24 protein-coding genes, 1 pseudogene and 1 riboswitch are annotated in these 25,824 nt (G+C 75.6%); of the genes and pseudogenes, 10 read left to right on the forward strand and 15 right to left on the reverse strand.

Annotation, left to right across the window (positions count from 1 at the left end; genetic code table 11):
* Window positions 1–15 precede the first annotated feature (15 nt).
* Both V6U89_RS09310 and V6U89_RS09315 read right to left on the reverse strand, forming a co-directional pair.
* Window positions 16–1,185, reverse strand: coding sequence for a zinc-dependent alcohol dehydrogenase (locus tag V6U89_RS09310; RefSeq protein WP_334570331.1), 1,170 nt, complete (start codon window positions 1,183–1,185; stop codon window positions 16–18).
* The gene (locus V6U89_RS09315) at window positions 1,182–1,625 is read right to left on the reverse strand and encodes a hypothetical protein (RefSeq protein WP_334570332.1); all 444 of its coding nucleotides are present in this window, start codon (window positions 1,623–1,625) and stop codon (window positions 1,182–1,184) included. Before V6U89_RS09315 ends, V6U89_RS09310 begins: the two co-directional genes overlap by 4 nt.
* Window positions 1,626–1,749: 124 nt before the next feature.
* On the opposite strand from V6U89_RS09315, the gene V6U89_RS09320 reads away from it, so the two are divergent.
* Window positions 1,750–4,518 (forward strand): LuxR C-terminal-related transcriptional regulator, encoded by a 2,769-nt coding sequence (locus V6U89_RS09320; RefSeq protein ID WP_442933898.1) that lies wholly within the window; start codon window positions 1,750–1,752, stop codon window positions 4,516–4,518.
* A gap of 63 nt (window positions 4,519–4,581) precedes the next feature.
* On the opposite strand, the gene V6U89_RS09325 is transcribed toward V6U89_RS09320, so the two are convergent.
* Genes V6U89_RS09325 through V6U89_RS09335 form a run of 3 tightly spaced genes read right to left on the reverse strand, consistent with a single transcriptional unit; the run spans window position 4,582 to window position 6,360 of the window.
* A complete protein-coding gene (locus V6U89_RS09325) occupies window positions 4,582–5,130 on the reverse strand; it encodes a DsbA family protein (protein WP_334570334.1) in 549 nt (182 codons plus the stop codon).
* Window positions 5,127–5,624: a redoxin domain-containing protein gene (locus V6U89_RS09330; RefSeq protein ID WP_334570336.1), complete on the reverse strand. Its 498-nt coding sequence runs from the start codon at window positions 5,622–5,624 to the stop codon at window positions 5,127–5,129. Before V6U89_RS09330 ends, V6U89_RS09325 begins: the two co-directional genes overlap by 4 nt.
* Before the next feature lie 55 nt (window positions 5,625–5,679).
* Window positions 5,680–6,360, reverse strand: a complete 681-nt coding sequence (locus V6U89_RS09335; RefSeq protein ID WP_334570340.1) for a BON domain-containing protein — start codon at window positions 6,358–6,360, stop codon at window positions 5,680–5,682.
* Between the two features lie 177 nt (window positions 6,361–6,537).
* On the opposite strand from V6U89_RS09335, the gene V6U89_RS09340 reads away from it, so the two are divergent.
* Both V6U89_RS09340 and V6U89_RS09345 read left to right on the forward strand, forming a co-directional pair.
* Window positions 6,538–8,271 carry a hypothetical protein gene (locus V6U89_RS09340; protein WP_334570341.1) on the forward strand — a complete coding sequence of 578 codons (1,734 nt, stop codon included), beginning with the start codon at window positions 6,538–6,540 and terminating at the stop codon, window positions 8,269–8,271.
* Complete coding sequence (locus V6U89_RS09345; RefSeq protein WP_334570342.1) at window positions 8,255–8,518, forward strand: cellulose binding domain-containing protein; 264 nt, start codon at window positions 8,255–8,257, stop codon at window positions 8,516–8,518. The genes V6U89_RS09340 and V6U89_RS09345 overlap by 17 nt, the downstream gene beginning before the upstream one ends.
* Window positions 8,519–8,623: 105 nt before the next feature.
* Here V6U89_RS09345 and V6U89_RS09350 read toward each other — a convergent pair whose 3' ends face one another.
* Both V6U89_RS09350 and V6U89_RS09355 read right to left on the reverse strand, forming a co-directional pair.
* A complete protein-coding gene (locus V6U89_RS09350; protein WP_334570343.1) occupies window positions 8,624–9,025 on the reverse strand; it encodes a hypothetical protein in 402 nt (133 codons plus the stop codon).
* A 120-nt stretch (window positions 9,026–9,145) separates the two neighbouring features.
* Window positions 9,146–9,286 carry a hypothetical protein gene (locus tag V6U89_RS09355; RefSeq protein ID WP_334570344.1) on the reverse strand — a complete coding sequence of 47 codons (141 nt, stop codon included), beginning with the start codon at window positions 9,284–9,286 and terminating at the stop codon, window positions 9,146–9,148.
* Window positions 9,287–9,623: 337 nt separating this feature from the next.
* Here V6U89_RS09355 and V6U89_RS09360 point away from each other — a divergent pair, with 337 nt between their 5' ends.
* Entirely contained in the window at window positions 9,624–9,992 is a 369-nt protein-coding gene (locus tag V6U89_RS09360) for an STAS domain-containing protein (RefSeq protein ID WP_154942627.1), read from the forward strand.
* A gap of 170 nt (window positions 9,993–10,162) precedes the next feature.
* A complete protein-coding gene (locus tag V6U89_RS09365) occupies window positions 10,163–10,630 on the forward strand; it encodes an SRPBCC family protein (RefSeq protein WP_334570345.1) in 468 nt (155 codons plus the stop codon).
* 12 nt (window positions 10,631–10,642) lie between these two features.
* Here the strand turns inward: V6U89_RS09365 and V6U89_RS09370 are convergent, their stop codons facing one another.
* The 5 genes and pseudogenes from V6U89_RS09370 to V6U89_RS09390 all read right to left on the reverse strand — a co-directional run.
* A complete protein-coding gene (locus V6U89_RS09370; protein WP_334570347.1) occupies window positions 10,643–11,146 on the reverse strand; it encodes a hypothetical protein in 504 nt (167 codons plus the stop codon).
* A 117-nt stretch (window positions 11,147–11,263) separates the two neighbouring features.
* Window positions 11,264–12,322 (reverse strand): coiled-coil domain-containing protein, encoded by a 1,059-nt coding sequence (locus V6U89_RS09375; RefSeq protein ID WP_334570348.1) that lies wholly within the window; start codon window positions 12,320–12,322, stop codon window positions 11,264–11,266.
* 4 nt (window positions 12,323–12,326) lie between these two features.
* A riboswitch (cyclic di-AMP (ydaO/yuaA leader) is annotated at window positions 12,327–12,458 on the reverse strand.
* 141 nt (window positions 12,459–12,599) lie between these two features.
* Window positions 12,600–13,514, reverse strand: a complete 915-nt coding sequence (locus tag V6U89_RS09380) for a cation diffusion facilitator family transporter (protein WP_334570349.1) — start codon at window positions 13,512–13,514, stop codon at window positions 12,600–12,602.
* Between the two features lie 165 nt (window positions 13,515–13,679).
* The gene (locus V6U89_RS09385; protein WP_334570351.1) at window positions 13,680–15,797 is read right to left on the reverse strand and encodes a HelD family protein; all 2,118 of its coding nucleotides are present in this window, start codon (window positions 15,795–15,797) and stop codon (window positions 13,680–13,682) included.
* 267 nt (window positions 15,798–16,064) lie between these two features.
* Window positions 16,065–16,961, reverse strand: a pseudogene (locus V6U89_RS09390) (alpha/beta fold hydrolase); the annotation flags it as partial.
* A gap of 148 nt (window positions 16,962–17,109) precedes the next feature.
* Here V6U89_RS09390 and V6U89_RS09395 point away from each other — a divergent pair.
* Window positions 17,110–17,724, forward strand: a complete 615-nt coding sequence (locus V6U89_RS09395) for a carbonic anhydrase (protein ID WP_334570353.1) — start codon at window positions 17,110–17,112, stop codon at window positions 17,722–17,724.
* A 103-nt stretch (window positions 17,725–17,827) separates the two neighbouring features.
* Here V6U89_RS09395 and V6U89_RS09400 read toward each other — a convergent pair whose 3' ends face one another.
* Window positions 17,828–18,157, reverse strand: coding sequence for a hypothetical protein (locus tag V6U89_RS09400; RefSeq protein ID WP_091291747.1), 330 nt, complete (start codon window positions 18,155–18,157; stop codon window positions 17,828–17,830).
* Window positions 18,158–18,474: 317 nt separating this feature from the next.
* Here V6U89_RS09400 and V6U89_RS09405 point away from each other — a divergent pair, with 317 nt between their 5' ends.
* From V6U89_RS09405 to V6U89_RS09420, 4 genes are all read left to right on the forward strand, one after another.
* Window positions 18,475–18,966, forward strand: coding sequence for a DUF3145 domain-containing protein (locus V6U89_RS09405; protein ID WP_088960915.1), 492 nt, complete (start codon window positions 18,475–18,477; stop codon window positions 18,964–18,966).
* Between the two features lie 96 nt (window positions 18,967–19,062).
* Window positions 19,063–20,790 (forward strand): glycoside hydrolase family 3 protein, encoded by a 1,728-nt coding sequence (locus V6U89_RS09410; RefSeq protein ID WP_334570355.1) that lies wholly within the window; start codon window positions 19,063–19,065, stop codon window positions 20,788–20,790.
* A 91-nt stretch (window positions 20,791–20,881) separates the two neighbouring features.
* Window positions 20,882–21,985, forward strand: a complete 1,104-nt coding sequence (locus V6U89_RS09415) for a glycosyltransferase family 2 protein (protein WP_334570356.1) — start codon at window positions 20,882–20,884, stop codon at window positions 21,983–21,985.
* Window positions 21,982–24,261, forward strand: coding sequence for a hypothetical protein (locus tag V6U89_RS09420; RefSeq protein ID WP_334570357.1), 2,280 nt, complete (start codon window positions 21,982–21,984; stop codon window positions 24,259–24,261). The genes V6U89_RS09415 and V6U89_RS09420 overlap by 4 nt, the downstream gene beginning before the upstream one ends.
* A gap of 36 nt (window positions 24,262–24,297) precedes the next feature.
* Here the strand turns inward: V6U89_RS09420 and V6U89_RS09425 are convergent, their stop codons facing one another.
* Window positions 24,298–24,930, reverse strand: a complete 633-nt coding sequence (locus tag V6U89_RS09425) for a lipoprotein (protein ID WP_334570359.1) — start codon at window positions 24,928–24,930, stop codon at window positions 24,298–24,300.
* Window positions 24,931–25,016: 86 nt separating this feature from the next.
* Complete coding sequence (locus V6U89_RS09430; protein ID WP_334570360.1) at window positions 25,017–25,727, reverse strand: class I SAM-dependent methyltransferase; 711 nt, start codon at window positions 25,725–25,727, stop codon at window positions 25,017–25,019.
* Between the last annotated feature and the right edge of the window lie 97 nt (window positions 25,728–25,824).

The raw sequence follows: 25,824 nt of genomic DNA on the forward strand, positions 1-25,824 counted from the left end.
TCCGTGAGGTGCTTTTCACCCCTCCGGAGTGAAGACGGTTCGGACGCAGCCGTCGGCCCGGTCCCGGAACAGCGCGTACCCGGCCGGGCCCTGCTCCAGCGGGAAACGGTGGGTGGCCAGGTGTTCCGTGCGCAGCTCGTCGCGGGCCATCCGGTCCAGCAGCATGGGAATCCACCGCTGCCCGTGCTGGCGGGCGCTGCGCAGGGTGAGCCCCTTGTTCATCACCGCACCGAGCGGGAAGGTGTGGACGAAGCCGGTGAAGGTGCCGGAGACGAACACGGTGCCGCCCTTGCGGCAGGCGTGCACCGCCTCCCGCACCGCGAGCGGGTCGGTGTCGCCCCGGTGGCCGGTGAGCCGGGCGGCCAGCGACGCCGGTGTCCCGCCGCCGTCGGCCGCGCCGACCGCCTCCACGCAGACGTCCGGGCCGCGCCCGCCGCTGCGTTCGCGCAGCTCCGCGGGGATGTCGGTCAGCTCGTAGTTGAGCGTCTCCGCGCCGGTGTGCCGCTCGGCCATCGCCAGCCGCTCCGGATGCCGGTCGATCACGATCACCCGGTCCGCGCCGAGCAACGTCGCCGCCTGCGCGGTCAACTGGCCCACCGCGCCCGCGCCCCAGACCGCGACGACGTCGCCGGGGCCCACCTCGCCCAGTTCCGCGCCCATCCAGCCGGCCGGGGCGGCGTCCGAGGCGAAGACGGCCCGGTCGTCGCTGACCGGGTCGGGCACGGTGAACGCGCCGACGTCGGCGTACGGCACCCGGACGTACTCGGCGTGGCTGCCGGCGAAGCCACCCATCGCCCCCGGCTGGCCGTAGCAGCCGGCGGTGGGCTGACCCCACGCCGACTCGGTGACGGCCGGGGCGGTGCCGGAGTTGTCGCAGCAGGAGTGCAGCCCCTGCCGGCAGTACCAGCAGCTGCCGCAGGCCACCGCCGCGCTGACCACCACCCGGTCGCCGACCCGGTGCCGGCGCACCTCCGGGCCGACCTCGGCCACCTCGCCGACGAACTCGTGCCCCAGCACGTCCCCGGCGGCGACGAAGGGCAGCCGGCCGCCGAGCAGCGGCAGGTCCGCCCCGCAGGTGGCACTGCGCCGGACCCGGACGATCATGTCGTGCGCGTTGCGCAGCACCGGGTCGGGCACCTGGCGTACCGCCAGCGAGTCGACGCCCTCCCAGCAGAGCGCCCTCACCCCGGCACCGCCGGCCGGTCCACCGCCGAACGGTCCGCGCGCAGCACCTCGCCGGTCTCGGTGAGCTGCTTGACCCGGCGCAGCACGTCCCGCAGGAACAGGCCCGGGTCGTCACCGACCAGGTGCGCCGCCATCCCGGGCAGGGTGGCCACCCCGCAGAGCGGCCGGGCGGCCAGCTCGCTGCCGCGCCCGCCGGGGGCCGGGCGCAGGCGCAGCTCCACCGCGCCGTCCAGCGGGCGCAGCGGCTCCGGCCACCCTCCGCCGGGCAGCACCGCCGCGGCCGGGCGGTCCACCGTCACCACCTGCCAGCGGCCGGGGCGCGGGTCGGCGCCGGCCGCGCGGGGCCAGCGTCCCCGCCGGGGTACGACCAGCGCGCGCAGCGCCGCCGCCCCGCCGGCGACCGCCGCGAGGGTGAGCCCGCCGAGGACCCGCCGTCCCATCCGTACCACCTGTCCCTCCGGTCTCCGGGCCGCTTGCGGTACGGGCGACCGGTCACGCGCGGCCGGTCGCCCGCGTAACCCCAGGGTCGGCCCGGCCCGGGTGAGCCGTGCTCCCCCCGAAGGGGTGAACCCGTCCCGGCCGGGTAAGCGCCGCCGACCGGGGGAGGAACGCGTCGACGGGGGTGGGTGCATGCCGCAGCCGCAGGTCAGCAGCAACGGGATCGCCGAGGCGTCCGCCGGCCCGCCGCCGCTGCTCGCCTCCCGGCTGACCCCACCCGTGCTGCCCGAGCCGCTGCTGCTGCGGCCCCGGCTGACCGCACGGCTGGACGCCGGGACCGCCGGACCGGTCACCCTGGTCCGCGCACCGGCCGGCTGGGGCAAGACCACCCTGCTCGCCACCTGGGCGCGCGGCGCGCCCGAGCCCGGGCCGGCGTGGGTCCAGGTGGAGGAGGGGGACACCGGGGAGCGGCTCTGGGCGTACCTGGCGGCGGCGCTGCGCGGGGTGGCGGAGGCGGAGGAGGAGGAACCGACCGTACCGGTCGCCCCGCCCCGCCCCGACCAGTTGGAGCTGCTCGCCGCCGCCCTGGCCGCCCGGGACCGGCCGGTGCTGCTGGTCCTGGACGACCTGCACCGGGTCACCGACCCGGCCGCGCTGACCGGGTTGGAGTTCCTGCTGCGGCACACCGACGGGCGGCTGCGCCTGGTCGCCGGGGCCCGCACCGAGCTGCCGCTGGCCCTGCACCGGCTGCGGCTGGCCGGCGAGCTGACCGAGCTCGGTCCCGAGGAGCTGGCCTTCACCGACGACGAGGTCGCCGACCTGCTGGTCGCGCACGGCGCGCCGCTGCCCGCGACGGCGGTGGCCCGGCTCCGGGAGCGGACCGGCGGCTGGCCGGCCGGGCTGCGGTTCGCCGCGCTGGCGGCCCGGGACCGTCCCGACCCGCAACGGTGGGCCGAGCGGTTCGGCGGCGACCAGCCGGACGTCGCCGCGTACCTGCGGGCGGAGGTGCTGTCCGGGCTGACACCGGCGGCGCGCGACCTGCTGCTGCGGGCGGCGGTCGCGCCGGCGGTCCGCGCCGACCTCGCCGACGCGCTGACCGGCCGGGGCGACGGTGGGCAGGTGCTGGCCGGGCTGGCCCGGGACGGCGGCTTCCTGTACCGCGACGACAGCGACCCACCCTGGTACCGCGCCCACCCGCTGCTGGCCGACCTGCTCCGCGAGGAACTCGACGGGCTGGGCGACGACGAGCGGCGCGACCTGCACCTGCGCGCCGCGGGTTGGTACGCCGGCCACGACCGGCCCGCCGAGGCGCTGCGGCACGCGCTGGCCGCGGGGGAGTGGGACCGGGCCAGCGAACTGCTGCTCAGCGGCTGGCCGGAGCTGGTCCCGTACGACCGGGAGGCCGCCGCCGGCCCGCCGCCACCGGCGCCGCCGGCCGAGGCGGTGCGCCGGGACCCGGAGCTGGCCCTGGCCGGCGCGGCCGAACGGGCGTACGCGGGGGACGCCGCGACCGCCGCCGCCTGGCTGCGCGAGGCCGTGGTGGCGGCCCGGTCGCTGCCCGCGCCGCGCCGGGACCGGTTCCGCCGGCTGGCCACCGCGCTGGAACTCACCCTGGCCCGGCTCGCCGGCGACCACCGGGAGGTACGCGCCGCCGCCGCCCGGCTGCTCGCCACCCGCGACCCGGCCCAGGTGGAGAGCCCGGACACCGACGACCCGCGGACCGGCGAGGACGCCGATGTGCGGGCGGTGGCCGGCACCGCGCTCGGCCTGGTCGACCTCGCCGAGGGCGACCTGCGGGCGGCCTCGGCGGCCTTCGGCGCGGCGCTCGACGCCGCCCGGCGGGCCGGCCGGCCGCGCACCGAACTGGTCTGCGCGACCCGCTGTGCGCTGCTGCACGCGCTGGCCGGGGAGCTGCGCGCGGCGGAGCGGACCGCCCGGGCGGCGCTGGAGCTGCCGTCCTGCCAGGGGTGGTCGAGCCGGGCCGAGTGCGCTCACGCCCACCTGGCGCTGGCCCTGGTGGCGCTGCACCGCGACCAGCCCGAGGAGGCCACCGCGCACCTGGCGCTCACCGGCGCGGCCGGTGGCGACGCGACGGTCGCCGCCGCGGCGGCGCTGTGCCGGGGCGCGTTGCTGCGCGACGCGGCGGAGCCGGCGGCGGCGACCCAGCTGCTCGCCCGGGCCCGGGAGGAGCTGGCGTCCGCCGCCGGGGACCTCGCCGACCGGCTGCTCGCCGAGGAGGCGGACCTGCGCAGCGAGCAGGGCGACGTGGACACCGCGCGCGGGCTGCTCGCCGACCGGGCGCGGGCGCCTGAACCGGCGCCGGTGCTGGCCCTGGCCCTGGCCCGGGTGGAGCTGCGCGCCGGTGACGTACGGGCGGCCGGTTACGCCCTGCCGGACTGGGACGCCCCGGTCGCCGCGGAGTGGCCGCTGCCGGTACGCCTCGCCTCGGGCGTGCTGGACGCGGTGCTGGCCCGTCGGGGCGGGGACGACCGGCGCGCCGGTCGGCTGCTGGAACGGGTGCTCGACCTGGCCGGCCCGGAGGGACACCGGCGGGTGTTCACCCGGGCGGAACCGGCGGTGCGCGACCTGCTCGCCGCCCACCTCGACTCCGGCACGGCGCACTGGCCGACGGTGAGCGACCTGGTCCGGGGTGCCGACGAGCCGGCGGAACGGGGACCCGCCGGCGCGGAGCGGGCGCTGGACGAGCCGCTGACCGAGCGGGAGCTGACCATCCTGCGCTACCTGCAGAGCATCCTGTCCAACGTGGAGATCGCCAGCGAGCTGTCGGTGTCGGTCAACACCGTCAAGACGCACGTGCGCAACATCTACCGCAAGCTCGACGCGACCCGCCGGCGCGAGGCCGTGCGGCGGGCCCGCGAGCTGCGGCTGATCTGACCACGCGCGGGCCGACCGCCGCCGGGCGGTGCGATCCCGACGGTGGTCGGCGCGGCGGTCGGGTCAGCTGCCGGCCGCCGCGTCCACGGCGGCGAGCAGCTCCGGCAGGTCGTGCCCGCCCTCGTGCCGGACCTCGTTGATGAACAGGGTGGGGGTGCCGTTGACCCCGCTGCGGATCCCGCCGACGAAGTCCCGCCGTACCCGGTCGGAATAGGCCTGCCGCTCGACCTCGGCGCCCACCTCCTCGGGGGGCAGGCCGAGCTGTTCGACGCCGAGGGACAGGTGCACCGGGTCCAACTGGTCCTGGTGCTCGTAGAGCCAGTCGTGCATCTCCCAGAACCTGCCGCGCCGGGCGGCCGCCTCGGCGACCTCCGCCGCGCTCTCCGCGTACGGGTGGACGTTGGCGATCGGGAAGTGCCGGTAGACCAGCCGGACGGTCGCGGTGCGCTGGCGCAGCACCTCGGCCAGGTTCGGGTACGCCGCCCCGCAGAAACGGCACTGGAAGTCGCCGTACTCGACGATGGTGACCGGCGCGTCCACCGGCCCCCGGACGTGGTCGGTGGAGTCCACCGGCGTGCGCAGCCGGGCGGTGACCTGGAGCGGCGTCGTCATCGGGTCACCACCCGCCGATCGGAGACGAGTTGCTCCAGCGCGTCGAGGATGCCGTCGGCGCCCGGATTCACCTCCGGCGGCGACAGGTGGCTCCAGGCCACCGTCTGATCCGGGTCGAGTACCACCAGCGCCCGCGCCGACTGCCCCTCGGGCGTGTACGCGCCGTACCGGCGGGACACCTCGCCCTTGGGCTCGAAGTCGGCCAGCAGCGGGAAGGTGATCCCCCTGGCCTCGGCGAAGGCCTGGTGCGACCAGATGCTGTCGACGGAGAGGCCGAGCAGCACCGCGTCGTACCGCTCGAACTCCGGCATTGCGGCCTGGTACAGCGTCATCTGGTCACCGCAGACCGGGGTCCAGTCGGCGGGGTAGAAGGCGAGCACCACCGGCCGGCCGCGGAACTGCCCGGGGCCCGTACGTCGCCCGTCCGGGGTGGCCGGCAGGGTGAAGTCGGGCGCCGGGCTCCCGGGTGTGATCAGCCCGTCCGAATCAGTCATGACTCCCACGTTGCCCGCCGGCCGGGTGAAGTCGGTTCACCCGGCCGGGGTGGTCTCAGCCGGCCACCGTGACGTGGTTGTGGACCTCGCGGATGCCGGGGGCGGACCAGACGATCCGCTCCACCTCGTCGCGCTCGGGCACGGAGTGCACCAGGCCGTCGATGACCACGGTGTCGCCGTACACCCGGACGCTGATCCGGTCCGGCTCGGTGGCGCCGCTGCGGGCGAGCGCGTCGACGATCCGGTCGGGCAGCTCGCCGCCGGTCGGCGCAGTGGACGGCCGGACGGTGATGCCGTTGCTGACCCCGCGTACGCCGGTGAGCCGGCCGACCACCCGCTCGGCGGCCCGGCGCTGGTACTCCCACTCCACCCGGCCGCGCAGCGTCACCCACGCGTCGGCGACGGTCACCTCGAGGTCCTCCACCGGCACGAAGGCGTCCCACTCCAGGGCCCGCTCGGCCGCCCCGGCGATCTCGGTGTCGGTGCGGGCGGCCGACGGGGTGATCCGTACGGCCAGGTCGTTGGCGACGGCCCGGACCCGGGCCACCCGGTGCGCGGCCCGCTCGGCGGCCCACTTCGCGGCGTAGCTGTCCACCCGTCCGGTCAGCGTCACCACCCCCTCGGCGACGGTGACCCCCACCTCGGCCGGGCTGACCCGGGGCTCCCAGGTCAGCTCGTCGAGCACGTCGGTCTGGATGTCCTGGTCGGTACGCGTGACGACGGTCGCGCTGGCCATGCGCTCACTCCTCCCGGGATCGGGACACGGGGCGGGCGTCCAGCCCGCCGAATCGCGATCCTGCCGGCACACCGGATGAGTCCCCCTCACCCGCACCGGGTGACCGGTTGCACCCCCGCGCATCGACAACCCGGGGTGGACTCGGGCACGATCTGGCGGTCGGCGAGGGGCGGGGCGATGGACGGGGTGCGCCGGGCGGGGCGGGCGCTGTGGCGGGTGGCCCGGCACGAGTGGACCCTCGTGGTGTTGGCGTCACTGCCGCTGGCCGCCGCGCTGACCTGGCCGACGCTGCGCGACCCGGCCGGCACCCTCCCGCAGGACACCGGCGACCCGACCCTGCAGGCGTGGCAGGTCGCCTGGGGCGGGCACGCGCTGCGCACCGACCCGGCTCACCTCTGGCACTCCAACACGTTCTTCCCCGAGCCGTACACCTACGCCTACTCCGACACCCTGCTGGGCTTCGCCCCGTTCGCGCTGGTCGGCGAAGGGCCGGTCGCCGCCGTCGTCCGCTACAACCTGCTCTACGTGCTGGTGCACGCGCTCGCCTTCGTCGGGGCGTACGCGCTGTCGCGGCAGTTGGGGGCCGGGCGGGCGGGGGCGGCGGTGGCCGGGGCGTCGTTCGCGTACGCGCCGTGGAAGCTGGCCCAGGCCGGGCACCTGCACGTGCTCAGCATCGGCGGGGTGGCCCTCGCGCTGGCCATGCTGGCCCGGGGCCACGGCTGGTCGCTGCGCCACGGGTACCGGCCCGACCGGGTCCGTCCGGCCTGGGCGGGGGCCGGCTGGGCGGTCGCCGCCTGGCAGGTCACCCTGGGCTTCGGCATCGGCCTGCCGTTCGCGTACGTCCTGGGCCTGCTCGGCCTCGCCGTCGCCGGGGCGTACGGCGTCACCTGGTGGCGGCGCCGGTCCCGGCCGGCGGTTGCGCGCGGCCTGTTCCTGGCCGACCTGGCCGGGGTCACCGGGTTCGCCGGGGTGAGCCTGCTGATGGCGGCGCCCTACCTGGAGGTGGTGGCCCGCCACCCGGCCGGCCGGCGGACGGCCGCGCAGGTGGCGATGTTCTCCCCGCCGGCCCGTGGCTTCCTGACGGCGCCGCCGGAGTCGTGGTTGTGGGGCGAGCGGCACGGCGCGGCGCGGGCGGCGCTCGGCTTCCCGGGGGAGATGACCCTGCTGCCCGGCGTGGTGCTGATCGCGCTGGCGGTGGCCGGGCTGGTCTTCTCGGCCTGGCGGGTGTGGCAGCGGATCGGGTTGGCCGCCGGGGTGCTGGTCAGCCTCGCCCTCGCGGCGGGGACCAGTTTCGGCGGCGACGGCGACCCGGGCTACCTGACCCTGATGCGGCACCTGCCGGGCTGGGACGCCCTGCGCACCCCGGGCCGGCTGGTGCTCTGGACGACGCTGCTGCTGGGCGTGCTGGCCGCCGGGGCGCTGACGGTTCGGGAGCCGCCGCCGGCCGGGGCCGGTCGCGGGGACTGGCGTCGGTGGGCGCGGGTGGCGCTGGCGCTCCCGGCGCTGCTGGTGCTGGCCGAGGGAGTGAACCGGACCCCGCACGTGCCGGTGCCGGCGCAGCCGGTGGCGTTGCGCGGCGTCGCGGGCCCGGTGCTGGTGCTGCCGCTGGGCGGCATCCGCGACTACCACGTGATGCTCTGGTCGACCGACGGCTTCCCGTCCACGGTCAACGGGCTGGCCTCGTTCACTCCGGACAGTCAGCAGCGGATCCGGGCGGCCGGCGCGGGTTTCCCGGACGCCGGGTCGGTGGCGTATCTCCGGGCGGCCGGGGTGCGCACGGTGGTGCTGCTGCCCCGGTACGCGACCGGCACGCCGTGGCAGGGCACGGCGGCCCGTCCGGTCGACGGGCTGGGAATCCGCCGCGAGCGGGTCGGCGACGGGGTGGTCTACCACCTTGATCGGGCGAGCTGACTGGGAGCGCTTCCACAACTCCGGCACCGCGCCGATCGCCGGTTGGACGCTGGGCTGGACCTTCGCCGACGGGCAGCAGGTCACCCAGCTCTGGGGCGGCTCGTACACCCAGACCGGCGCCGCCGTGTCGGTGCGGGACGCCGGCTGGAACGGCGCGCTGGGCGTCGGCGCCAGCACCAGCGTCGGCTTCCTCGGCAGCTCGAGCGGCGGCACCGGCGTACCCGCGGTCACCTGCACCAGCCGCTGACCCGGTCGGCGCGACCGACCGTGCAATGCGGCGTGGCGGTGTCCGGACTCCCGGACACCGCCACGTCGTCTGGTCCACCCGGGCAGTCCCCGGCGTGCCGTCGCCTCAGCCGTCGAGGCCGACCGGTGAGTTCGGCCGGTCCACGTCGACGAACTCGATGTCGTCGACGGCCCGACCGTCCCGGCTGCCGGCGGCCCGCGCGGCGGTCCCGGCGGCCCAACCGATCGCGGCCCCGACCAGCGCCGCGCTGATCAGCAGCGTCCACGGCAGGGCCGGACGGCGCCCGGCGAGCGCGTCGAAGGCGAGCGTGGCCCGACGCCGGGCCTCGTCCGCCGCCGAGCCCACCAGGTCACCGGCGTCGGAAAGGTGGGTGCCGCCGCGGACCGACCGCGCCGTGTCCCGCACGCTGTCGCCGGCGGAACCGACCGCCGAGACCAGCTGCTGCCAGGCCTGGTCGGTGATCCGCTCCGGCTTGCTGCGGCGCTCCAGCAGGTTGTTGCCGAACATGGGTACCTCCTCGGGGTGCCGAAGTCTGCGGCCACTTCGGACGTCGACGTCTGCGGCGCGTCACGGTCGCCTGTCCCGCCAGTGCCCATCCGGGACGCGCCGCAAACCCGGGTCGGATCGTCAGCGGACCATGACCACCGCGACGCCGCGGGCGAAATCGTCGTCGTCGTCATCGTCGTCGTCCCCGCCGCCGAAGCCGCAGGCCAGTACGAGAGCGAGCAGCGCGCCGACACCGGCCAGGCCGAGCAGTTTCCTGAGCATCGATCGTTCCTTCCGTCGTGGTGGAACCCTCGCCCGCCGACCCTAGGCGGGTGGGGCAACACCGGGGTGTCGGCGCACGGCACCGGGCTCGCCGGGCGGGCCGGGTACGGAATCGACTGGACCGGGGTCGCTACCCTGGATGGGTTGGAGCGGCCGAACCCGGTCGCTCGTTGGAGTGAACGGGACCAGGAACAATTCGGGGTAGAGCGGTCTGGTCCGTCCGGATCCGCGAATTGCTCATCCCGGGGGGTGGCGACCGAGGCCGTCGGAGGAATACTCTCGGTCGCGGCCCGCGTACTGATGAGGCGCCCGTGGACGGGCGAGTGGAGGTGCTCGCGTGAGCCTGTCGATCGTGAAGTCGGTTCTGCCGGGTGGTGTCATGGAGATCGCTCCGCGAGGGGAGATCGACGTCGACACCGCGTACGAGGTGCGGGAGGCGATCGCCGAGGTGCTCGCGAAGGGCCGTCCGTCCCGGATCGAGCTGAACATGCGACTCGTCACCTTCATCGACTCGGTCGGCATCAGCGCGATGGTCGCCGGGTTCCAGACGGCCGAGGTCAGCGGCGTCAAGCTGGTGGTCACCGAGCCCAGCCGGTTCGTCCACCGCCAGCTCTGGGTCACCGGCCTGCTCGGCCTCTTCGGCGCGCCGGAGCCCTACTTCGCCGGCGCCGCGGCCCCGACCCCCGAGGTCCTCCCCGGCGCCTGACGCCGGCAGCCACGCCATGTCGCCGAGGTGGCGGTGACGCGCGCCCGCGGACCCCGCCACGTCGCCGGAACCGAGTGGATTCCCCGCCGGGGCACCGTCATGCCGCCTGCGATTGCCAGCCCGGCCGTCGTACGGGACGATCGTGCGACCGACGAGGGGTGGAGGGCGGAGTGGTCCGGCGCGAGTCGTTCAGCTACACGGTGCAGGCGCGCTGCTCACGGGCGGACGCGGTGGCGCTGTTGAGCGATCCGGCCCGGCAGGGGGAGCTGCATCCGCTGATCGTCCGGGTGCGCCGGCTGCCGACCCGTCCGGGCGCGCGGGCCAGCTACGCCATCACCGACCGGCTGGAGCTGGGGCCGCTGCGGTTCCCGGTCACCTACCAGGCCGACGTCCTGGTGGTCTCCGACGACGAGATCGTCACGGTGGCCCGGCAGCAGCCCGGCACGACGGTGCGCAACCACACCCGGCTCCAGGAGGAGGGCGACGTGCTGCGGATCGACGTGGAGATCACCCTCTCCGCGCCGGCGCCGCTGTTCGGGTACGCGTTCCGCCAGGCCCGCGCCGCGCACCTGGGCCTGGCCAGCCGGCTCGGCGCGGTGCTGGACCGGAAGGCCGACGGCGGACCGGTCCCGAACTGACGCTCCGTCCACTCAGCGGCCGGCGGGCGTCGCCGCCGTCCGGCGCGGCGGTGGGACGGCTCGGCGGTTGCGGCCCCACGGCTTCCAGGTGGAGATGACGGTCATGGTGACCAGCAGGCCGGTGGAGACCGCCGGGGCGACCACCACGTCGAGGCGCTGGTGTGCGGTCGCGTCCGGTCCGGCGGCGGCGCGCAGGTTCGGCGTCAGCGCGAACAGCACCAGGCCGATCATCACCGTGGTGAGCACCAGCTTGACCACCACCCAGCGCCAGCGCAGCAGGCCCCAGGGGGTCAGCAGGGCGCTGGTCACGCCGATCACCCAGACCAGCACGCTCAGCGGCGCGAAGAGCCAGGTCGCCACCAGCGCCGCCGCCGGGTAGACCACCCCCGGGTCGGCGCCGCGCAGCCCGGCGATGCCGAGGGTGAGCAGCACGAGGTCCGCGCCGAGCCAGCCCAGTGCGGTCACCAGGTGCAGGGTGAGCAGGGTCTTGCGGCCGTCGGGGGAGAGTCGGGTCATGCCTCGATGCTCGCCCGGCCGTCGCGCCGCGTCGTGGGCCGGTCGACGACATCCCGGGTACGTCGGCGCGCGTACGGCGGGGCCCGTCCGCGTCGGACGGGCCCCGCCGCCGGTCGGTCAGTAGACCGACAGGTGCACGTGGTTGGTGTGGTCGCTGGACGGGTCCCCGCCGGCCCCGCTGTACGACTTCCACCCGCTGCTGGGCAGCCAGATCTGCCGATACCAGATCACGTAGAGCACGGCGAGCCGGTCGGCGTTGCGGATGAAGTACGCGGCCAGGTTGTTGCCGTACGTCCGGTCACCGCCGGTCGCGTCGCCGCCGAAGCCGCTCTTCTGCGCCGCGAAGTCGCAGGCCCGGCCCTTGGGGTGCTCGCCGGAGCCGCTGGGGCGGTAGCAGGAGACGTACCGGGTGAAGCCGGCCGCCTGGGCCTGCCGCAGCGCGTTGAGCATGCGCGGGGTGATGCAGCCGTTGGCCGGGGTGGGATCGTTGACGCTGCAGGATTCCGACGGCCAGGAGCCGTCGGGGTTGCGCGGCGCCGCCTTGGCGTTGGCGGTGGAGGTACCCGGGTTGGAGCCGCCGCCGGCGCTGGCGGCGGGCTTGTCGGCCGCGGCCACCGCCAGGGCCCGCTCGGCCTGCTGCTTGCGCTTGGCCATCACCGCGACCTGCTTGCGCTGCTCGACGAGCTCCTGGTCGAGCGCGGCCCGGGTGCGGGTGGCGTCGTCACGGGTCCGGATCAGGTTGCGCAGCTCCCGGTCCTCGTGGGAAGCGACCGTCTCCAGCGCCGCCGCCCGGTCCAGGAAGCCTTCGGGGCTGGAGCTGTTGAGCAGCGCCGACACCGGCCCGAGCCGCCCGGTCCGGTACGCCACGCCGGCGATCTCGCCGACCTTGCCCTGCCGGACGGTCAGCTCCGACTCCATCGTCTTGAGCTGGTTGTTGAGTTCCTGCTGCCGCTTGGTGGAGCGTTCCAGCGCGGCCTTGGCGTCGATCCAGCCCTTGCTGGCCGCGTCGAGCTGGGCCCGCAGCGCCGGGGTGCCGCCCTCGGGGTCGCCGGGGGCGGCGGCGAGCCGGGTGGCGGGGGGAGCGGCGGTCGCCGGGACGGGCGCGGACGACACGCCGAGGGCGAGTGCCGCGACGACCGCGGCCGCCAGCCGTGCGGTGGTACGTCGTACGTGCATGAACATGTCCTTCCGTCAGCCGCCGACCGGGTTAGCTGACGGGTTCGGGACGGAAGATCCCTACCGCTGACGCGGATGCACCCCACGAACATGGTTCCCCGGCTCGCCCTGGCAGGCGATTAGGCGGCGGCCACCGCCGGCACCGGAGGGTGCCGCCTGGCGGAGGCCGGGACCGAGCCTACCGGTACGGGTGTGACACCCGCCCGTTTCGTGACTGAGGGTACTGGAGTGAATCGCGGTGTAGGTGACATAACTGGACAATAGGTGTCCGATTTCGTCACCACTCGACCTGCCCGCAGGCGCCGGGGGCGGCCCCCGGCTCGATCTGGAGGGTGGCGTGCTCGATGTGGAAGTCCTCGTGCAGGGCGGTGCGGGCGGCGGCGAGCACCGTGCCGACCTCGGCGCCGGGGACCATGGTGAGGTGGGCGGAGGCGACCTCCATGCCGGAGGTGAGCGTCCAGACGTGCAGGTCGTGCACCTCGGCGACGCCGGGGACGGCGGTCAGCCGGTCGTGCACGGCGGTCACCTGGAGATGCTCCGGGGCGGCCTGGACCAGGATGCGCACCGCCGCGCGGCCGAGCCGCCAGGTGCGGGGGAGGATGAACAGGCCGATCGCGACCGCCACGGCCGGGTCGGCCCACCACCAGCCGGTGCCGGCGATGAGCAGCGCGGCCCCGATCACGCCCAGTGAGCCGAGCAGGTCGCCGAGCACCTCCAGGTACGCTCCGCGCAGGTTGATGCTCTCCTGCGCCCCCGCGCGCAGCAGCGCGAACGCGACGAGGTTGGCCAGCAGGCCGAGCACCGCCACCGCCAGCATCGGCCCGGTGCGCACCTCCGGCGGATCGCCGAACCGGCGGACCGCCTCGATCAGCACGTAGATCGCCACCCCGCTGAGCAGGACGGCGTTGGCGAGCGCGGCCAGCACCTCCAGCCGGTAGAGCCCGAAGGTGCGCTGCGGGTCCCGGTCGCCGTGCCGGATGGCGGTGATGGCGGCCAGCGCCATGCCGATGCCGAGCACGTCGGTGAACATGTGCCCGGCGTCGGAGAGCAGGGCCAGCGAGCCGGTGCCGAACGCGGCGACGGCCTCGACCACCATCAGCGCGGCGAGCAGCGCGGAGGCCGCCCAGAGCCGCCCCCGGTGGCGGTGCGCCGCGTTCGCGACCGACCCGTGGTGGTCATGACCTGCGCCCACGCCCACACCCTCCGTCGCCCCGACGACTCGAACCCAACCTATGCTCACATAGCTATGTATGCAACCAACCCCCATACCCACCCTGCGCGAGCCGCACTTTCAGAGAAAGCGTGGCTGTTCCGCGCGCGGAGGCCCCTCTTTCTCTGAAAGTGCGGGCTCGGGGGGTTAGGGGGTGGGGTCGATGGTGGTGAGGCGCTGGGTGGCGCGGGAGAGGGCGACGTAGAGGGTGCGCACGCCCGAGCCGGGATCGGCGCGGATCTCGCGCGGGGAGATGAGCACGACGCCGTCGTACTCCATGCCCTTGGCCTGAAGGCTGGTCACCACCTGGAGCCGGGAGCCGCCGCGCCCGCTCAGCCAGCCGGCCACCTCGTCGCGGCGCGGCACCGGCGTGATCACGCCGACCGTGCCCTCCACCTCGGTGAGCAGTGCCTCGACGGCCTGCACGGTCGCCGCCGGCAGGCGGTCGGCGGCGACGGTCAGCGCGACCGGCTCCACGCCGGTGGAGCGGACCGCCGTCGGCAGCTCCAGGTCGGGGTAGAGCCGGCGGATCTCCGCCGCCGCCACCGCGAAGATCTCCGCCGAGTTGCGGTAGTTCGTGGTCAACGCGAAGCGGTGCCGCCGCCGCCGGCCCAGCGCCTGGTCCCGGGCCCGGTCCAGCTCCTGCGGGTCACCGGTCCAGGCGGTCTGCGCCGGGTCGCCCACCACCGTCCAGGAGGCGAGCCGGCCGCGCCGGCCGATCATCCGCCACTGCATCGGCGAGACGTCCTGCGACTCGTCCACCACCACGTGCGCGTAGTCGCGGTAATCCTCCGGGCGTTCCCGGGCCGCCGCCCGGGCGGCCCGCTGCCGGTCGGCGAACGTGCTCAGCTCGCGCACGCCGCCGGCCAGCTGGTACGGGTCACGCTTGGCCCGGGCCGGCCGCACCGGCTTGCCCAGCAGCGCGTCCAGCTCGTCGAGCAGGGCGATGTCGGCCACCGTCAGCCCCTGCGCGTCCAGCACCCGGTACGCCTCGACCAGCAGCGCGGTCTCCGCCCGGGACAGGATGCCACCGGCGTACCGGCGCAGCCGCTCCGGCCGGGCCAGCCAGCCCAGCACGTGCCGCGGGTGCAGCCGGGGCCACCACGCCTTGAGGAACTCGCGGAACTCCGGCCGGTCGATGATCTCGTCCTCGAAGGCGCGCTGCTCCGGCAGCCGGGTGACGCCCAGCCGGCGGGCCTGGGCGTACAGCGCCGCGAGCACCGCGTCGAAGGCGACCCGGCGTACCTCGTTGCGCCGCGCGCCCCGGGACAGCGCCCGGTCCCGGACGCCGTCCAGCTCGCGGCGCTCCAGCCGGAGCAGCTCGCCCCGGTAGAGCAGGCGCAGCTCGTCCGGCCCGTCCGGCACCGCGTCGCGTACCGCCCGCTCCAGCACCTTCCGCATCCGCAGCGAGCCCTTCACCGCCGCCACCTCCGGCGGATCGGTCCGGGTCGCCGACATGCCCGGGAAGAGCGAGCCCAGCGAGTGCAGCGTGGCGGTCTCCTCGCCGAGCGAGGGCAGCACCGAGGCGATGTACTCCACGAAGACCGAGGACGGGCCGACCACCAGGATGCCGCCGCCGGCGTACCGGCTGCGGTCGGAATAGAGCAGGTACGCCGCGCGGTGCAGCGCGACCGCCGTCTTGCCGGTGCCCGGGCCGCCGGAGACGATGGTGACCCCGGAGCCGGGGGAGCGGATCGCCTCGTCCTGCTCCCGCTGGATGGTCGCCACGATGTCGCGCATGCCCCGGCCGGTCGCCCGGGACAGGGTCGCCAGCAGGGCCCCGTCACCGACCACCGCCATCTCGGCCGGCGCCGACTCCGGGTCGAGCAGGTCGTCCTCGATCCGGGTGACCTTCTCGGCGGACGACTGGATGGTGCGCCGTCGGACCACGCCCAGCGGCTCGGCGGGGGTCGCCTGGTAGAACGCGGCGGCGGCCGGGGCGCGCCAGTCGACCACCAGCGTCTCGGCGTTCTCGCCCCGTACGCCGAGCCGTCCGACGTGCAGCACCTGGCCGGTCCGCAGGTCGAGCCGGCCGAAGACCAGCCCCTCGTGCTCGGCGTCCAGCACGTACCGCCGCTGGGCGGCGTGGAACACCATCGCGTCCCGCTCGACCAGCGCGCCGAAGTTGCCCACCCGGGCCAGCCGGTAGCCCTCCTTCTCGGCCTGCGCCGCCGAGCGGCGCAGTTCGGCCAGGCGGGCGTACACCCGGTCGAGATGCCGCTGCTCGGCGGCGATCTCCTGCTCCAGGGTGGTCTGGTCGGTCAACGTGACGGCTCCTGTGCGACGGCGGCGGCCGGGCGCGGGCGCACGCCAGGCGGAATGAGGGTACGGGCAGCCTGCCACCCCCCTTCGCGGCCATGCCGCGTCCCGCGACGTCCGCCACCCTCCACCGGCCGCTCAGCCGGCCGGAACCGGCTCCGTCGCGCCCGTCGTCGTCGGCCCGGCCGGGCCCGTCCTCGCCGGCCCGGCGGCGCTGATCACCCTCGCGCTGATCTCCGTGGCGCCGATCTCGGTCGCGCCGATCTGCGGCGCGCCGGCCAGCACCCGGTCCAGCACCCCGGCCAGCGCGGCGTTCACCTCGTCCGGGCGCTCCATCATCAGCATGTGCCCGGCGCCCGGGCAGACGGTCAGCTCGGTCACCGGCAGCGCGGCGGTGATCGACTCCGCGCAGGGCGGCGGGGTGAGCCGGTCCCGGTCGCCGACCAGCGCCGCCGCCGGCAGGTGGGCCAGCTCGGCCAGCGTCTCCAGCCGGTGCTGGGCGCCGATCGAGGCGCGGAACCCGCCGATCGAGCGCAGCGAGGCGCGGGCCACCGCCGAGGTGACCAGGCGGATGTCGGACGGGTCGCAGCGGTCGCCGAAGAGCATCCAACGGATGCTCGGGCGCAGTGCGCGCAGCAGCGCCCGTGGCGGGCGCCAGGAGCCGCAGCGGGCCAGCACCCCGGCGCCGGTGGTCTCGGCGATCCGGATCAGCCGGGCGATGCGCGGCGACAGGCCGTAGACCGTGTGCGTGTGCCCCTCGGCGGTGGTCGAGACGAAGACCAGCCCGGCGGTCCGGGCGGCGAAGTGCTCGGGGTGACGGTGGGCGTACTCCATCACGGTCATCCCGCCCATCGAGTGCCCGACCAGCACGACCCGGCCCGTCGGGGCCACCGCGTCGACCACCGCGGCGAGGTCGTCGCCGAGCTGGGCCAGGGTCGCCGTGCGCAGGGCCATGCAGCTGGACCGGCCGTGCCCGCGGGCGTCGTAGGTCACCACCCGGACCCGCGGGCCGAAGCGGGCCGTCAGGTCGGCGAGCTGCCGGTGCCAGGCCCGCCCGTCCAGCGTCCAGCCGTGCAGCATGATCACGGTGACCTCGGCGTCCGCCGGCCCGGTCACCTCCACGTGCAGGATCACGTCGTCGGGAAGCCGTACCTGCTGCTGCTCCGACATCGTGACCTCCCCCGGGCCGTCCGGTCCCCTCATACCGGGTTAACCCGGCGGTAACACCGGCTACCCGTCATGACACCACGCCAACCGTGGTGGTGAGAAGATTCGCATCCCGCCCCGCGCGGCCGGATCCGTGAGCAGGCTGGGGGACATGACCGGTTCGAGCGCGGCGGCGGCGCGGACGCCCCGGGCCGCGCTGGCCGAGCTGCTGACCGGCAACCGCCGCTTCGTCAGCGGGCAGCCGGTGCACGGCCACGACGTCACCGCCGCCGCGGCCGTCGCCTCCGGCGACCAGCAGCCGTACGCGGTGCTGCTCGGCTGCATCGACTCCCGGGTGCCGCTGGAGGCGATCTTCGACCAGACCTTCGGGTCGATCTGCGTGATCCGCACCGGCGCGCACGTGCTGGACCGGGCGGTCTGCGGCTCCATCGAGTACGTGGTGGGCCAGCTCGGGGTGCCGCTGGTGATGGTGCTCGGCCACGAGCGGTGCGGGGCGGTCGCCTCGGCGGTGGACACCCTGCGTACCGGGGAGCGGCCGGGCGGCTCGCTGGCGTACGTGGTGGACCAGATCGCCCCGGCGGTGACCGAGGTGGGGGCGGACGACCCGCGGGCGCACCCGATGGCGGTACGCCGGCACGTGCTGCGCACGGTGGCCACCCTGCGCGCCGACGACCTGCTGAGCGGGCCGGTCGCCGACGGCCGGGTGGACGTGGTCGGCGCCGTCTACGACCTGGCCACCGGCGAGGTCACCCTGCTCGACCGCTGACCGGCCCGCGGCGGTGCAGCCAGGGAGGCGCGTACCCGGACAGACGAAACCGCCCGCCGGGGTGACCCGACGGGCGGTTTCCAATGGCGCTTGGGGGGAGGGCTCAGCCCTCGAAGACGCCGGCCTCGACGAGGCGCTTCTCGGTCTTGTCCCAGCCGTCGCCCGGGTGGGCGGCGGCGAGGTTGTTGATCTCGGCGCGGATCTTGGCGGCGTGGCCGGCGGCGGCCAGCACCCGGATCTCCTCGACGAAGGCGTCCGAGTCGGTGCGCAGGTGCGCGGTCTTGCCGTTGGTCAGGTTCCGCACGTAGGCGTGCTTGCCGCCGTTGAGCGGGATGAGGTACTTGAACTCGCCCAGCACGCTGAGGGCGCCACCCTGGCCAGCCTGGCCGGCCCGGACTGACGCGCGCGCGGTCTTAGAGGTGTTGCTCGCCACGGAGGTACTCCTTGCAAGACGTACGGGAGGACGGAAAACGTCCGGGGGCTGAATGCGGGAGACGCCCGGATGAGCCTCGGCCCGCGAAGATGTACGACGGCGCAGAACCGCCCAGAGAACTGTACACGAACACGATGCCTGGTCGGCCACCGTGCCTGTCCGGAGAGCACAACCGGGTCACCGGTCCGGGTATTTCCCCCGGCGAATTTTCCGATTCCCTGGCGCACCATCTGTCACAGCGTCATCATGTGTTGCAGGAACCACTCGGGTGGTCGAGGTCGTAGGGGAAGACGCACCTCGGTCTCCGGGAGGTCACCGTGCCAACGCGTGGCGTCGTATACGTCCACTCGACCCCGCTCGCCGTGTGCTCGCACGTCGAGTGGGCGATCGCGCGCGTCCTCGCCGCGCCGGTCAACCTGCAGTGGACGGGCCAGCCCGTCGATCCCGGCGCCCGCCGGGCCGAGTGCGGGTGGACCGGTCGCCCGGGGACGGGCGCCGAACTGGCTGCTGCCCTCCGGCAGTGGCCCATGATCCGTTTCGAGGTCACCGAGGAGCCCAGTCCGGGCGCCGACGGTGAGCGCTTCATGTACGTCCCCGGCCGTGGCCTGTTCCGGGCCACCGTCGGCGCGGCCGGCGACATCCAGCTCGGCGAGGACCGGCTGCGCAGCATCATGGCGACCGCCCGCGCCCCGGAGGCGCTGGCACACGCTCTGGACAAGGCGCTCGGCACCGCCTGGGACGCCGAGCTGGAGCCCTACCGGTACGCCGGCGACGGCGCGCCGGTGACGCTGCTCACCCGGGTCGGCTGAGCCGGGCGGCGCACCCGGACAGCCGGTGGGGGACCGGCACACCGCACCGGCCGGCCAACCCGCTCCGGTTGCCGCGACAAGTCGGCAGCGGGTTTGATGGGCCGCGTGCCGACCTCACCGCGACGTGCCGGCGTCGCCCTCGCCGCCCTGACCGCGCTGCTCGTCTCCGGGTGCTCGGCGAAGCCGGAACGACCGGGCCCGGCGCCGAGCCCGTCGGCCTCCGCCACGCCCGGCCCGACCGGCACGCCGGCGGCCGACCCGGCCGCCCGGGCCGCCGCGCTGGTCGGCACGCTCGCCGACGAGGACCTGGTCGGCCAGGTGCTGATGCCCTACGCGTACGGCAGCTCCGCCACCGACGTCACCGCCGCCTCGGCCGCCGGCAACCGGGCCCTCGCCGGGGTCGACACCCCCGCCGAGATGGTCGCGAAGTACCGCCTCGGCGGGCTGATCCTGGTCGGCTTCAGCGCCGACGACCCGACCTCCGGTAACCAGGCCACCACCAACGTCGACAACCCGGCCCAGGTGCGCGGCCTCACCACCGGGCTGCGCGCCGCCGCGGCGAAGCTCCCCGCCGGGGCGGCGCCCTTCCTGATCGGCACCGACCAGGAGTACGGCGTGGTGACCCGGATCACCGACGGGGTGACCACCCTGCCCAGCGCGCTGGCCGCCGGGGCGGCCGACGACCCGGCGCTGACCGAGGCCGCCTGGCGCGCCGCCGGCGCCGAGCTGGCCGCGATGGGGATCAACCTCGACTTCGCCCCGGTCGCAGACGTGCTGGCCACCCGCAGCACGGTGATCGGCTCCCGCTCCTTCGGCGCCGACCCGAAGCGGGCGTCCGGCCAGGTCGCCGGCGCGGTGAAGGGCCTGCAGAGCGCCGGCGTCGCGGCGAGCGTCAAGCACTTCCCGGGGCACGGGCTCAGCGCCGCCGACTCGCACAAGGACCTGCCGGTGATCGGCCAGCCGCGCAAGGAGCTCGACGCCACCGCGTTCCCGCCGTTCACCGCCGGCATCGACGCCGGGGCGATGGCGGTGATGTCGGCCCACCTCGACGTCAAGGCGGTCGACCCGGGCACCCCGGCCACCTTCTCCCGCAAGCTCCTCACCGACGTGCTGCGCGGGCAGCTCGGCTTCCGGGGCGTGGTGATCACCGACGGGATGAACATGGCGCCGGCCAAGCGCTGGTCGCCGGGCGAGGCCGCGGTCCGGGCGCTGCTGGCCGGCAACGACCTGATCCTGATGACGCCGCACGTCGGCCAGGCGTACGACGGGCTGCTCGCCGCGCTGCGCGACGGGTCGCTGCCCCGGCCCCGGCTGGTCGAGGCGGCCACCCGGGTGCTGACCATGAAGTTCCAGCTCGCCGACCGGCCCGCCCCGGCGATGTCCACCCTGAACAGCGCCGAGCACCGCAAGGCGGCGCAGGACCTCGCGGCGGCGGCGGTGACCGTGCTGCGCGGCTCCTGCGGCGCCCCGGTCCGCGGTCCGGTGACCGTCACCTCCTCCGCCGGCCGGGACCACACCCGGGCCGCGCTGACCGAGGCGCTCACCGCGGCCGGGGTGCGGGTGGTGCCGAGCGGCGGCACCAAGGTGCACCTGGTCGGCTACGGCGACGGCGCGGACGACCTGAGCGCCGACGCGGCGGTGACGGTGGCCATGGACACCCCGTACGTGCTGGAGAAGGCGACGTCGCCGACGCTGCTGGCCACCTACTCCTCCAGCCGTACCTCGATGACCGCCCTCGCCGACGTGCTCGCCGGCCGGCAGCGGCCGGGCGGCCGGGCGCCGGTGCGGGTGCCGGGGCTGCCGGCCACCACCTGCGCGGCCTGAGGTCCCCCGCGACCGGCCCGGACGGTCCCCGTCCGGCTGATAGCGTGCGGTGGTCCACCAGGGGAGATACGCGCGGGAGGGGGCGAGCGCCGTGACGCGACCGGAGCCGGCCCTCTCGGTGGTGGTGCCGATGTTCGACGAGGAGAGCGTCCTGCCGCTGTTCGCCCGGCGGATGCGCGCGGTCCTCGACGGCCTCGGCGAGGCGTACGAGGTGGTGGCGGTCGACGACGGCAGCACCGACGGCACCGGGGCGGCGCTGGCCGCGCTGCGCGCCGGCTGGCCCCAGCTGCGGGTGCTGCGGCTGCGCCGCAACAGCGGCCACCAGGCGGCCCTGGTCGCCGGGGTGCTGCGGGCCCGTGGCCGGTACGTGGTCAGCATCGACGCCGACCTCCAGGACCCGCCCGAGGCGATCGTCGAGATGCTCCGCCTCGCCCGCGCCGACGACCTCGACATCGTCTACGGCGTCCGGGTCGACCGCCGCACCGACAGCGCGTTCAAGCGGTGGACCGCGGCCGGCTACTACCGGCTGATGCGCCGCCTGGTGGGCAAGCAGGTGCCCGCCCAGGCCGGTGACTTCCGGCTGCTCAGCCGCGCCGCCGTCGAGGCGCTGCGGGAGCTGCCCGAGCGCAGCCCGGTGCTGCGGCTGGTGGTGCCCTGGCTCGGCTTCCCCAGCGGCGAGGTCGCCTACCAGCGCGACGAGCGGGCCGCCGGGCGGACGAAGTACCCGCTGTCCCGGATGGCCGGGCTGGCCGCCGAGAGCGTCACCAGCTTCTCCGCCGCGCCGCTGCGCTTCGCCACCTGGCTCGGGCTGGCCGGGGTGGCGGTCTGCGGGGTGCTGGTGGTGGTGGCCGTCGTCGCCTGGCTGGCCGGGTCCACGGTCTCCGGCTGGCCCTCGCTCTACGTGGCGGTGCTCTTCCTCGGCGCCGTGCAACTGCTCTGCCTCGGCCTGCTCGGCGAGTACGTGGCCCGAATCTACACCGCCGTGCAGGGTCGGCCGGCGTACTTCGTCGCCGCCGACAGCGCCCACAGCCCGGACAGCGCCCACAGCCCGGACAGCGCCGACAGCCCGGACAGCACCGACATCGCCGACGGCCCTGACAGCCCCGACATCGCCGACGGCGCCGACGGCCCCGCGGCCGGGGTGGACGCCGCCGGCCCGACGGGCGCGGGCGAGTTGGCCGACAGCCTGCGGTGACCGCCCTCGCCACCGGCGACGCCGCCCGCGCCGCCGCCGTGCCGCGCCGCCGGCCGGCTCCGGCCCGCTTCGCGCCGGCCCTGTCCGGGTACGCCGTCGTCGCGGTCACCCTGCTCGCCACCGGCACCCCCGCGGCGGACCTGCTCCGCTACACGCTCTACGCCGCGCTCGCCGTGGCGCTGCCCGGCACGCTGCTCTGGCGCACGCTGCGCCGCCGGCCGCACACCCTGGTCGAGGACGTGGCGATGGGCAGCGCCCTCGGACTGGTGCTGGAGTTGGCCGCCTGGGCCGCCTGCACCGCCGCCGGCCTGCCGGGCTGGCTGCGGCTCTGGCCGGTGGCGGTGCTGCTGCCGTACGCCGCCGCGCCCCGGCTGCGCCGGCACTGGCGGGCCGGCGGGACGACCTCGGTGCCGACCGGCTGGGCCTGGTCGCTCGCCGGGGTGGTCGCCGGGTTCACCCTCTACCTCAGCGAGTCGTTCCTGCGGGTCAACCCGGTGCTGCCCGCCGACGAGGGGCAGGCCCAGTACATCGACCTGGCGTTCCAGCTCTCGCTGGCCGGCGCGGCCACCCACCAGGTGCCTCCGGAGGTTCCCCAGGTCGCCGGCGAGCCGCTGCACTACCACTGGTTCGGCTTCGCCCACCTCGCGGCGGCCAGCATGGTCAGCGGCGTCGACCTGCCCACGGTCTTCTTCCGGCTCGCCGTGCCGGCGCTCTGCGCGCTCGCCGCCGTGCTGGTCGCGGTGGTCGGCTGGCGGGTCACCGGCCGGCCGTACGCCGGGGTGGTCGCCGCCGGACTGATGTTCACCGTCGGGGAGTTCGGCTTCGAGAACGGGCTGCGGCAGCTCTTCGGCAGCCAGGTCACCTTCATCGTCTGGGGCAGCCCGTCGATGACGTACAGCTGGGTGCTGCTGCTGCCGCTGATCGCCGTGCTGGCCGAGATCGTCGGCCGGGCCCGGGGCAGCACGGTCCCGCCGGTGGGCCGGGGCGCCTGGGTGCTGGCGGTCCTGCTGCTCGCCGCCTCCACCGGGGCCAAGGCCAGCTCGGTTCCGGTGGTGCTGGCCGCGCTGGCGTTCACCGTCGCCGTGCTGCTGGTGACCCGGCGGCGGCCGCCCCGGCCGGTGCTCGTCGCGGCGGCGCTGGCCCTGGCGGCGCAGCTGTTCGCCACCGCCGTCCTCTTCGCCTTCGAGAGCCACGGCGTGACCGTGGAGCCCTTCTCCGGGCTGCGCCCGTACGTCGGCGAGGGGCACTCGGGCCCGGTGACCGCGCTGCTCTGGGCCGGGGTCCTGGTCGCCTTCCTGCTCAACCTCCAGCTCCGCCTCGCCGGCGTGGTGGCGCTGCTGAGGCTGCGCCGGTGGCGGCTGGAGCCGGCGCAGGTCTTCCTGCTCGGCGGGGCGCTGGCCGGTCCGGCGGTCTACCTGCTGGTCGCCCACCCGGGCAGCAGCAACCAGTACTTCACCCGGACCGGCTTCGCCTTCGGGGTCCTGCTGTCCGGGTGGGGCTTCGTCGAGTTGCTGGACCGGGCCGCGCTCACGACGCGGGGACGGGTACTGCTCGGCGCGGGCGCGACCGGCCTCGCGCTGGCGCTGACCGCGTACCAGTTGCGCTTCCCGGCGACCGTGCCGCCGGACCGGCCGTACGCCGCGGTGCTGCCGCTGCTCTGCTGGGCGGCGGCCCTGCTGGTGGCGATCGTCCTGGTGGCCCTGCTCTGGCCGGGTCTGGTCGACCGCTGGCCCGGGCTGGCCGGCCGCGGCCCGCTGGTGCTGCTCACCGCCGTGCTGGTGGCCGGCGCGCCGGGCCTGGTGCTCGACGCCTCGGCGGCCCGGTACTTCACCAACGGCGGGGCGTACGCGGTGGAGCGGATGCCGGCGTCCCGGGTGCAGGCGGCCCGCTGGGTGCGCGCGCACAGCGCGCCGGAGGACGTGCTGGCGACCAACGTGCACTGCCGGGCGGTGGTGAGCGGCTGGTGCGACGCCCGCTCGTTCTGGCTCAGCGGCTACGCCGAGCGGCCGGTGCTGGTGGAGGGCTGGGCGTTCGCGCCCCGGATGGTGGGCCTGCCCCAGGGCCCGTACGCCCCGTTCTGGGACGCCGAGCGGCTGCGCGCCAACGACGCCGCGTTCACCGCGCCCACCGCCGCCGGACTGGCCGAGCTGCGCGACCGGTACGGCGTGCGCTGGCTGGTGGTCGACCGCACGGTGGACCCGGAGTCCCCGGACCTGGCCGAGCTGGCCGACCTGCGTTATGAGAACGCCCGGCTGGCCGTCTACCGCCTGCGCTGACGCCCGGCCCGCCCCGGCGGGCCGGGCGCCCGGCGGTCACTTCGGCAGGTTGGTGCTCGACTTGACCAGCTGGTACGCCGGGAGCATCGCCTCGAACTCCTCGTCGTCCGACCCGCCCAGGGTGACCAGGATCTTGCCGTACAGGCTGGAGACCAGGATCGCCCGCTTGCGGCCGTCGTCTCCGGTCCAGGTCGCCTCGAACGAGTCCAGCGGACCGGCCTTGGTGCGCCGGTACTGCCGCTCCTCGGCCGGGCCGTAGTCGTCGATGAACTTGTCCAGGGTGATCTGCGGCGTCCGGGGCGTCGCCCCCTCGACCCGCCAGACCCGCAGGAAACCGATCTGCCCGGCCGGCTTCGCGTCGATCTCGCAGAGCAGCACGGCCGGCCCGATCCGGAAGTCCGTACCGGCGGTCACCGCCTTGACCTTCCACTTCGCCGGCACCGAGAAGGTGATCGGCAGCGGGCAGGTGCTGCCCTTCGGGCCGACCGTGGTGCGGGCGGCGGCCGGGGCGACCTCGTCGTACCAGGGTGGACCGGCGGCGAGCGGCGAGGCGGTCGGGCTGGCCGACGGCGACGGCGACGGCGCCACGGCGGGTTCCGTCGCGTCCTCGGCGCAGCCGGTCGCCACGGTCAGGGTCAGCGCGGCCAGTACGGCCACCCGTCGAATCATCTGTCACGTCCCCCGTCGAATCTCGAGCCGTCGATGCGACGGCCGGCAGATGCTAGCGGACGGCGACTCCACCGTGGGTCAGTGGCTCAGGTCGGGCGGTGGGCGCGGAGCATCAGCGAGACCCCGGGCAGCGACCGCACCGGCAGGTACCGCTCGGCGGTGACGACCGTGCGCAGCCCCAGGTTGACCAGCGGGTGCAGGTCGCCCAGGTCGCTGCCGGTGGAGGTGCGGCGCCGCCAGGCGGCGACCGGGCGCAGCAGCACGTTCCAGCTCCACAGCTCGTCGACCACCAGGCCGGCCTTCTCCACCACCGCCCGCAGCGACTCCCGCTCGTACCGACGAACGTGTCCGACCGCCACGTCGTGGGCCGACCAGAGCGCCATGTCGCAGGGCACCGCGATCAGGGCCGTCCCGCCGGGGCGCAGCGTGCGGCGGATCTCGGCGGCGGCGAGGTGGTCCTCGTCGAAGTGTTCGAGGATGTCGAAGGCGACCACCAGGCTGAGGGTCGCCGATCCGACGGGCAGGTGCCGGGCGTCGGCCCGGATCACGTCGAGCCCGCGTTCCCGGGCCACCCCGGCGCCCTCGGCGCTGTACTCCAGGGCCAGCGGGCGCCACCCGTGCGCCCGCAGCACCCGGGTGTTGCCGCCGCCGGCCGCGCCGACGTCCAGCGCCCGCCCGGGTCGCGCCCCGGCGGCGGCCAGCCGGCGCAGCGACCGGGCCAGCAGGGCCCGCCGCTCGCGGTACCACCAGTGGGTGTCCTCGAGCGCGGCGAGCTTACGGATCTCCGTCGCTTCCACGGCGTGCTCCTCGCGGGTTCGGCGGCCCCCACCCTAGCGGCCCGCATGGCAGCCGGCCGGTCGGTGACGTGATCGACTCTGTTCCGGCGACATGGCG

The organism is Micromonospora sp. CPCC 206171 (assembly GCF_036906755.1).
In the GTDB taxonomy this organism is placed as follows: Bacteria; Actinomycetota; Actinomycetes; order Mycobacteriales; family Micromonosporaceae; genus Micromonospora; species Micromonospora purpureochromogenes.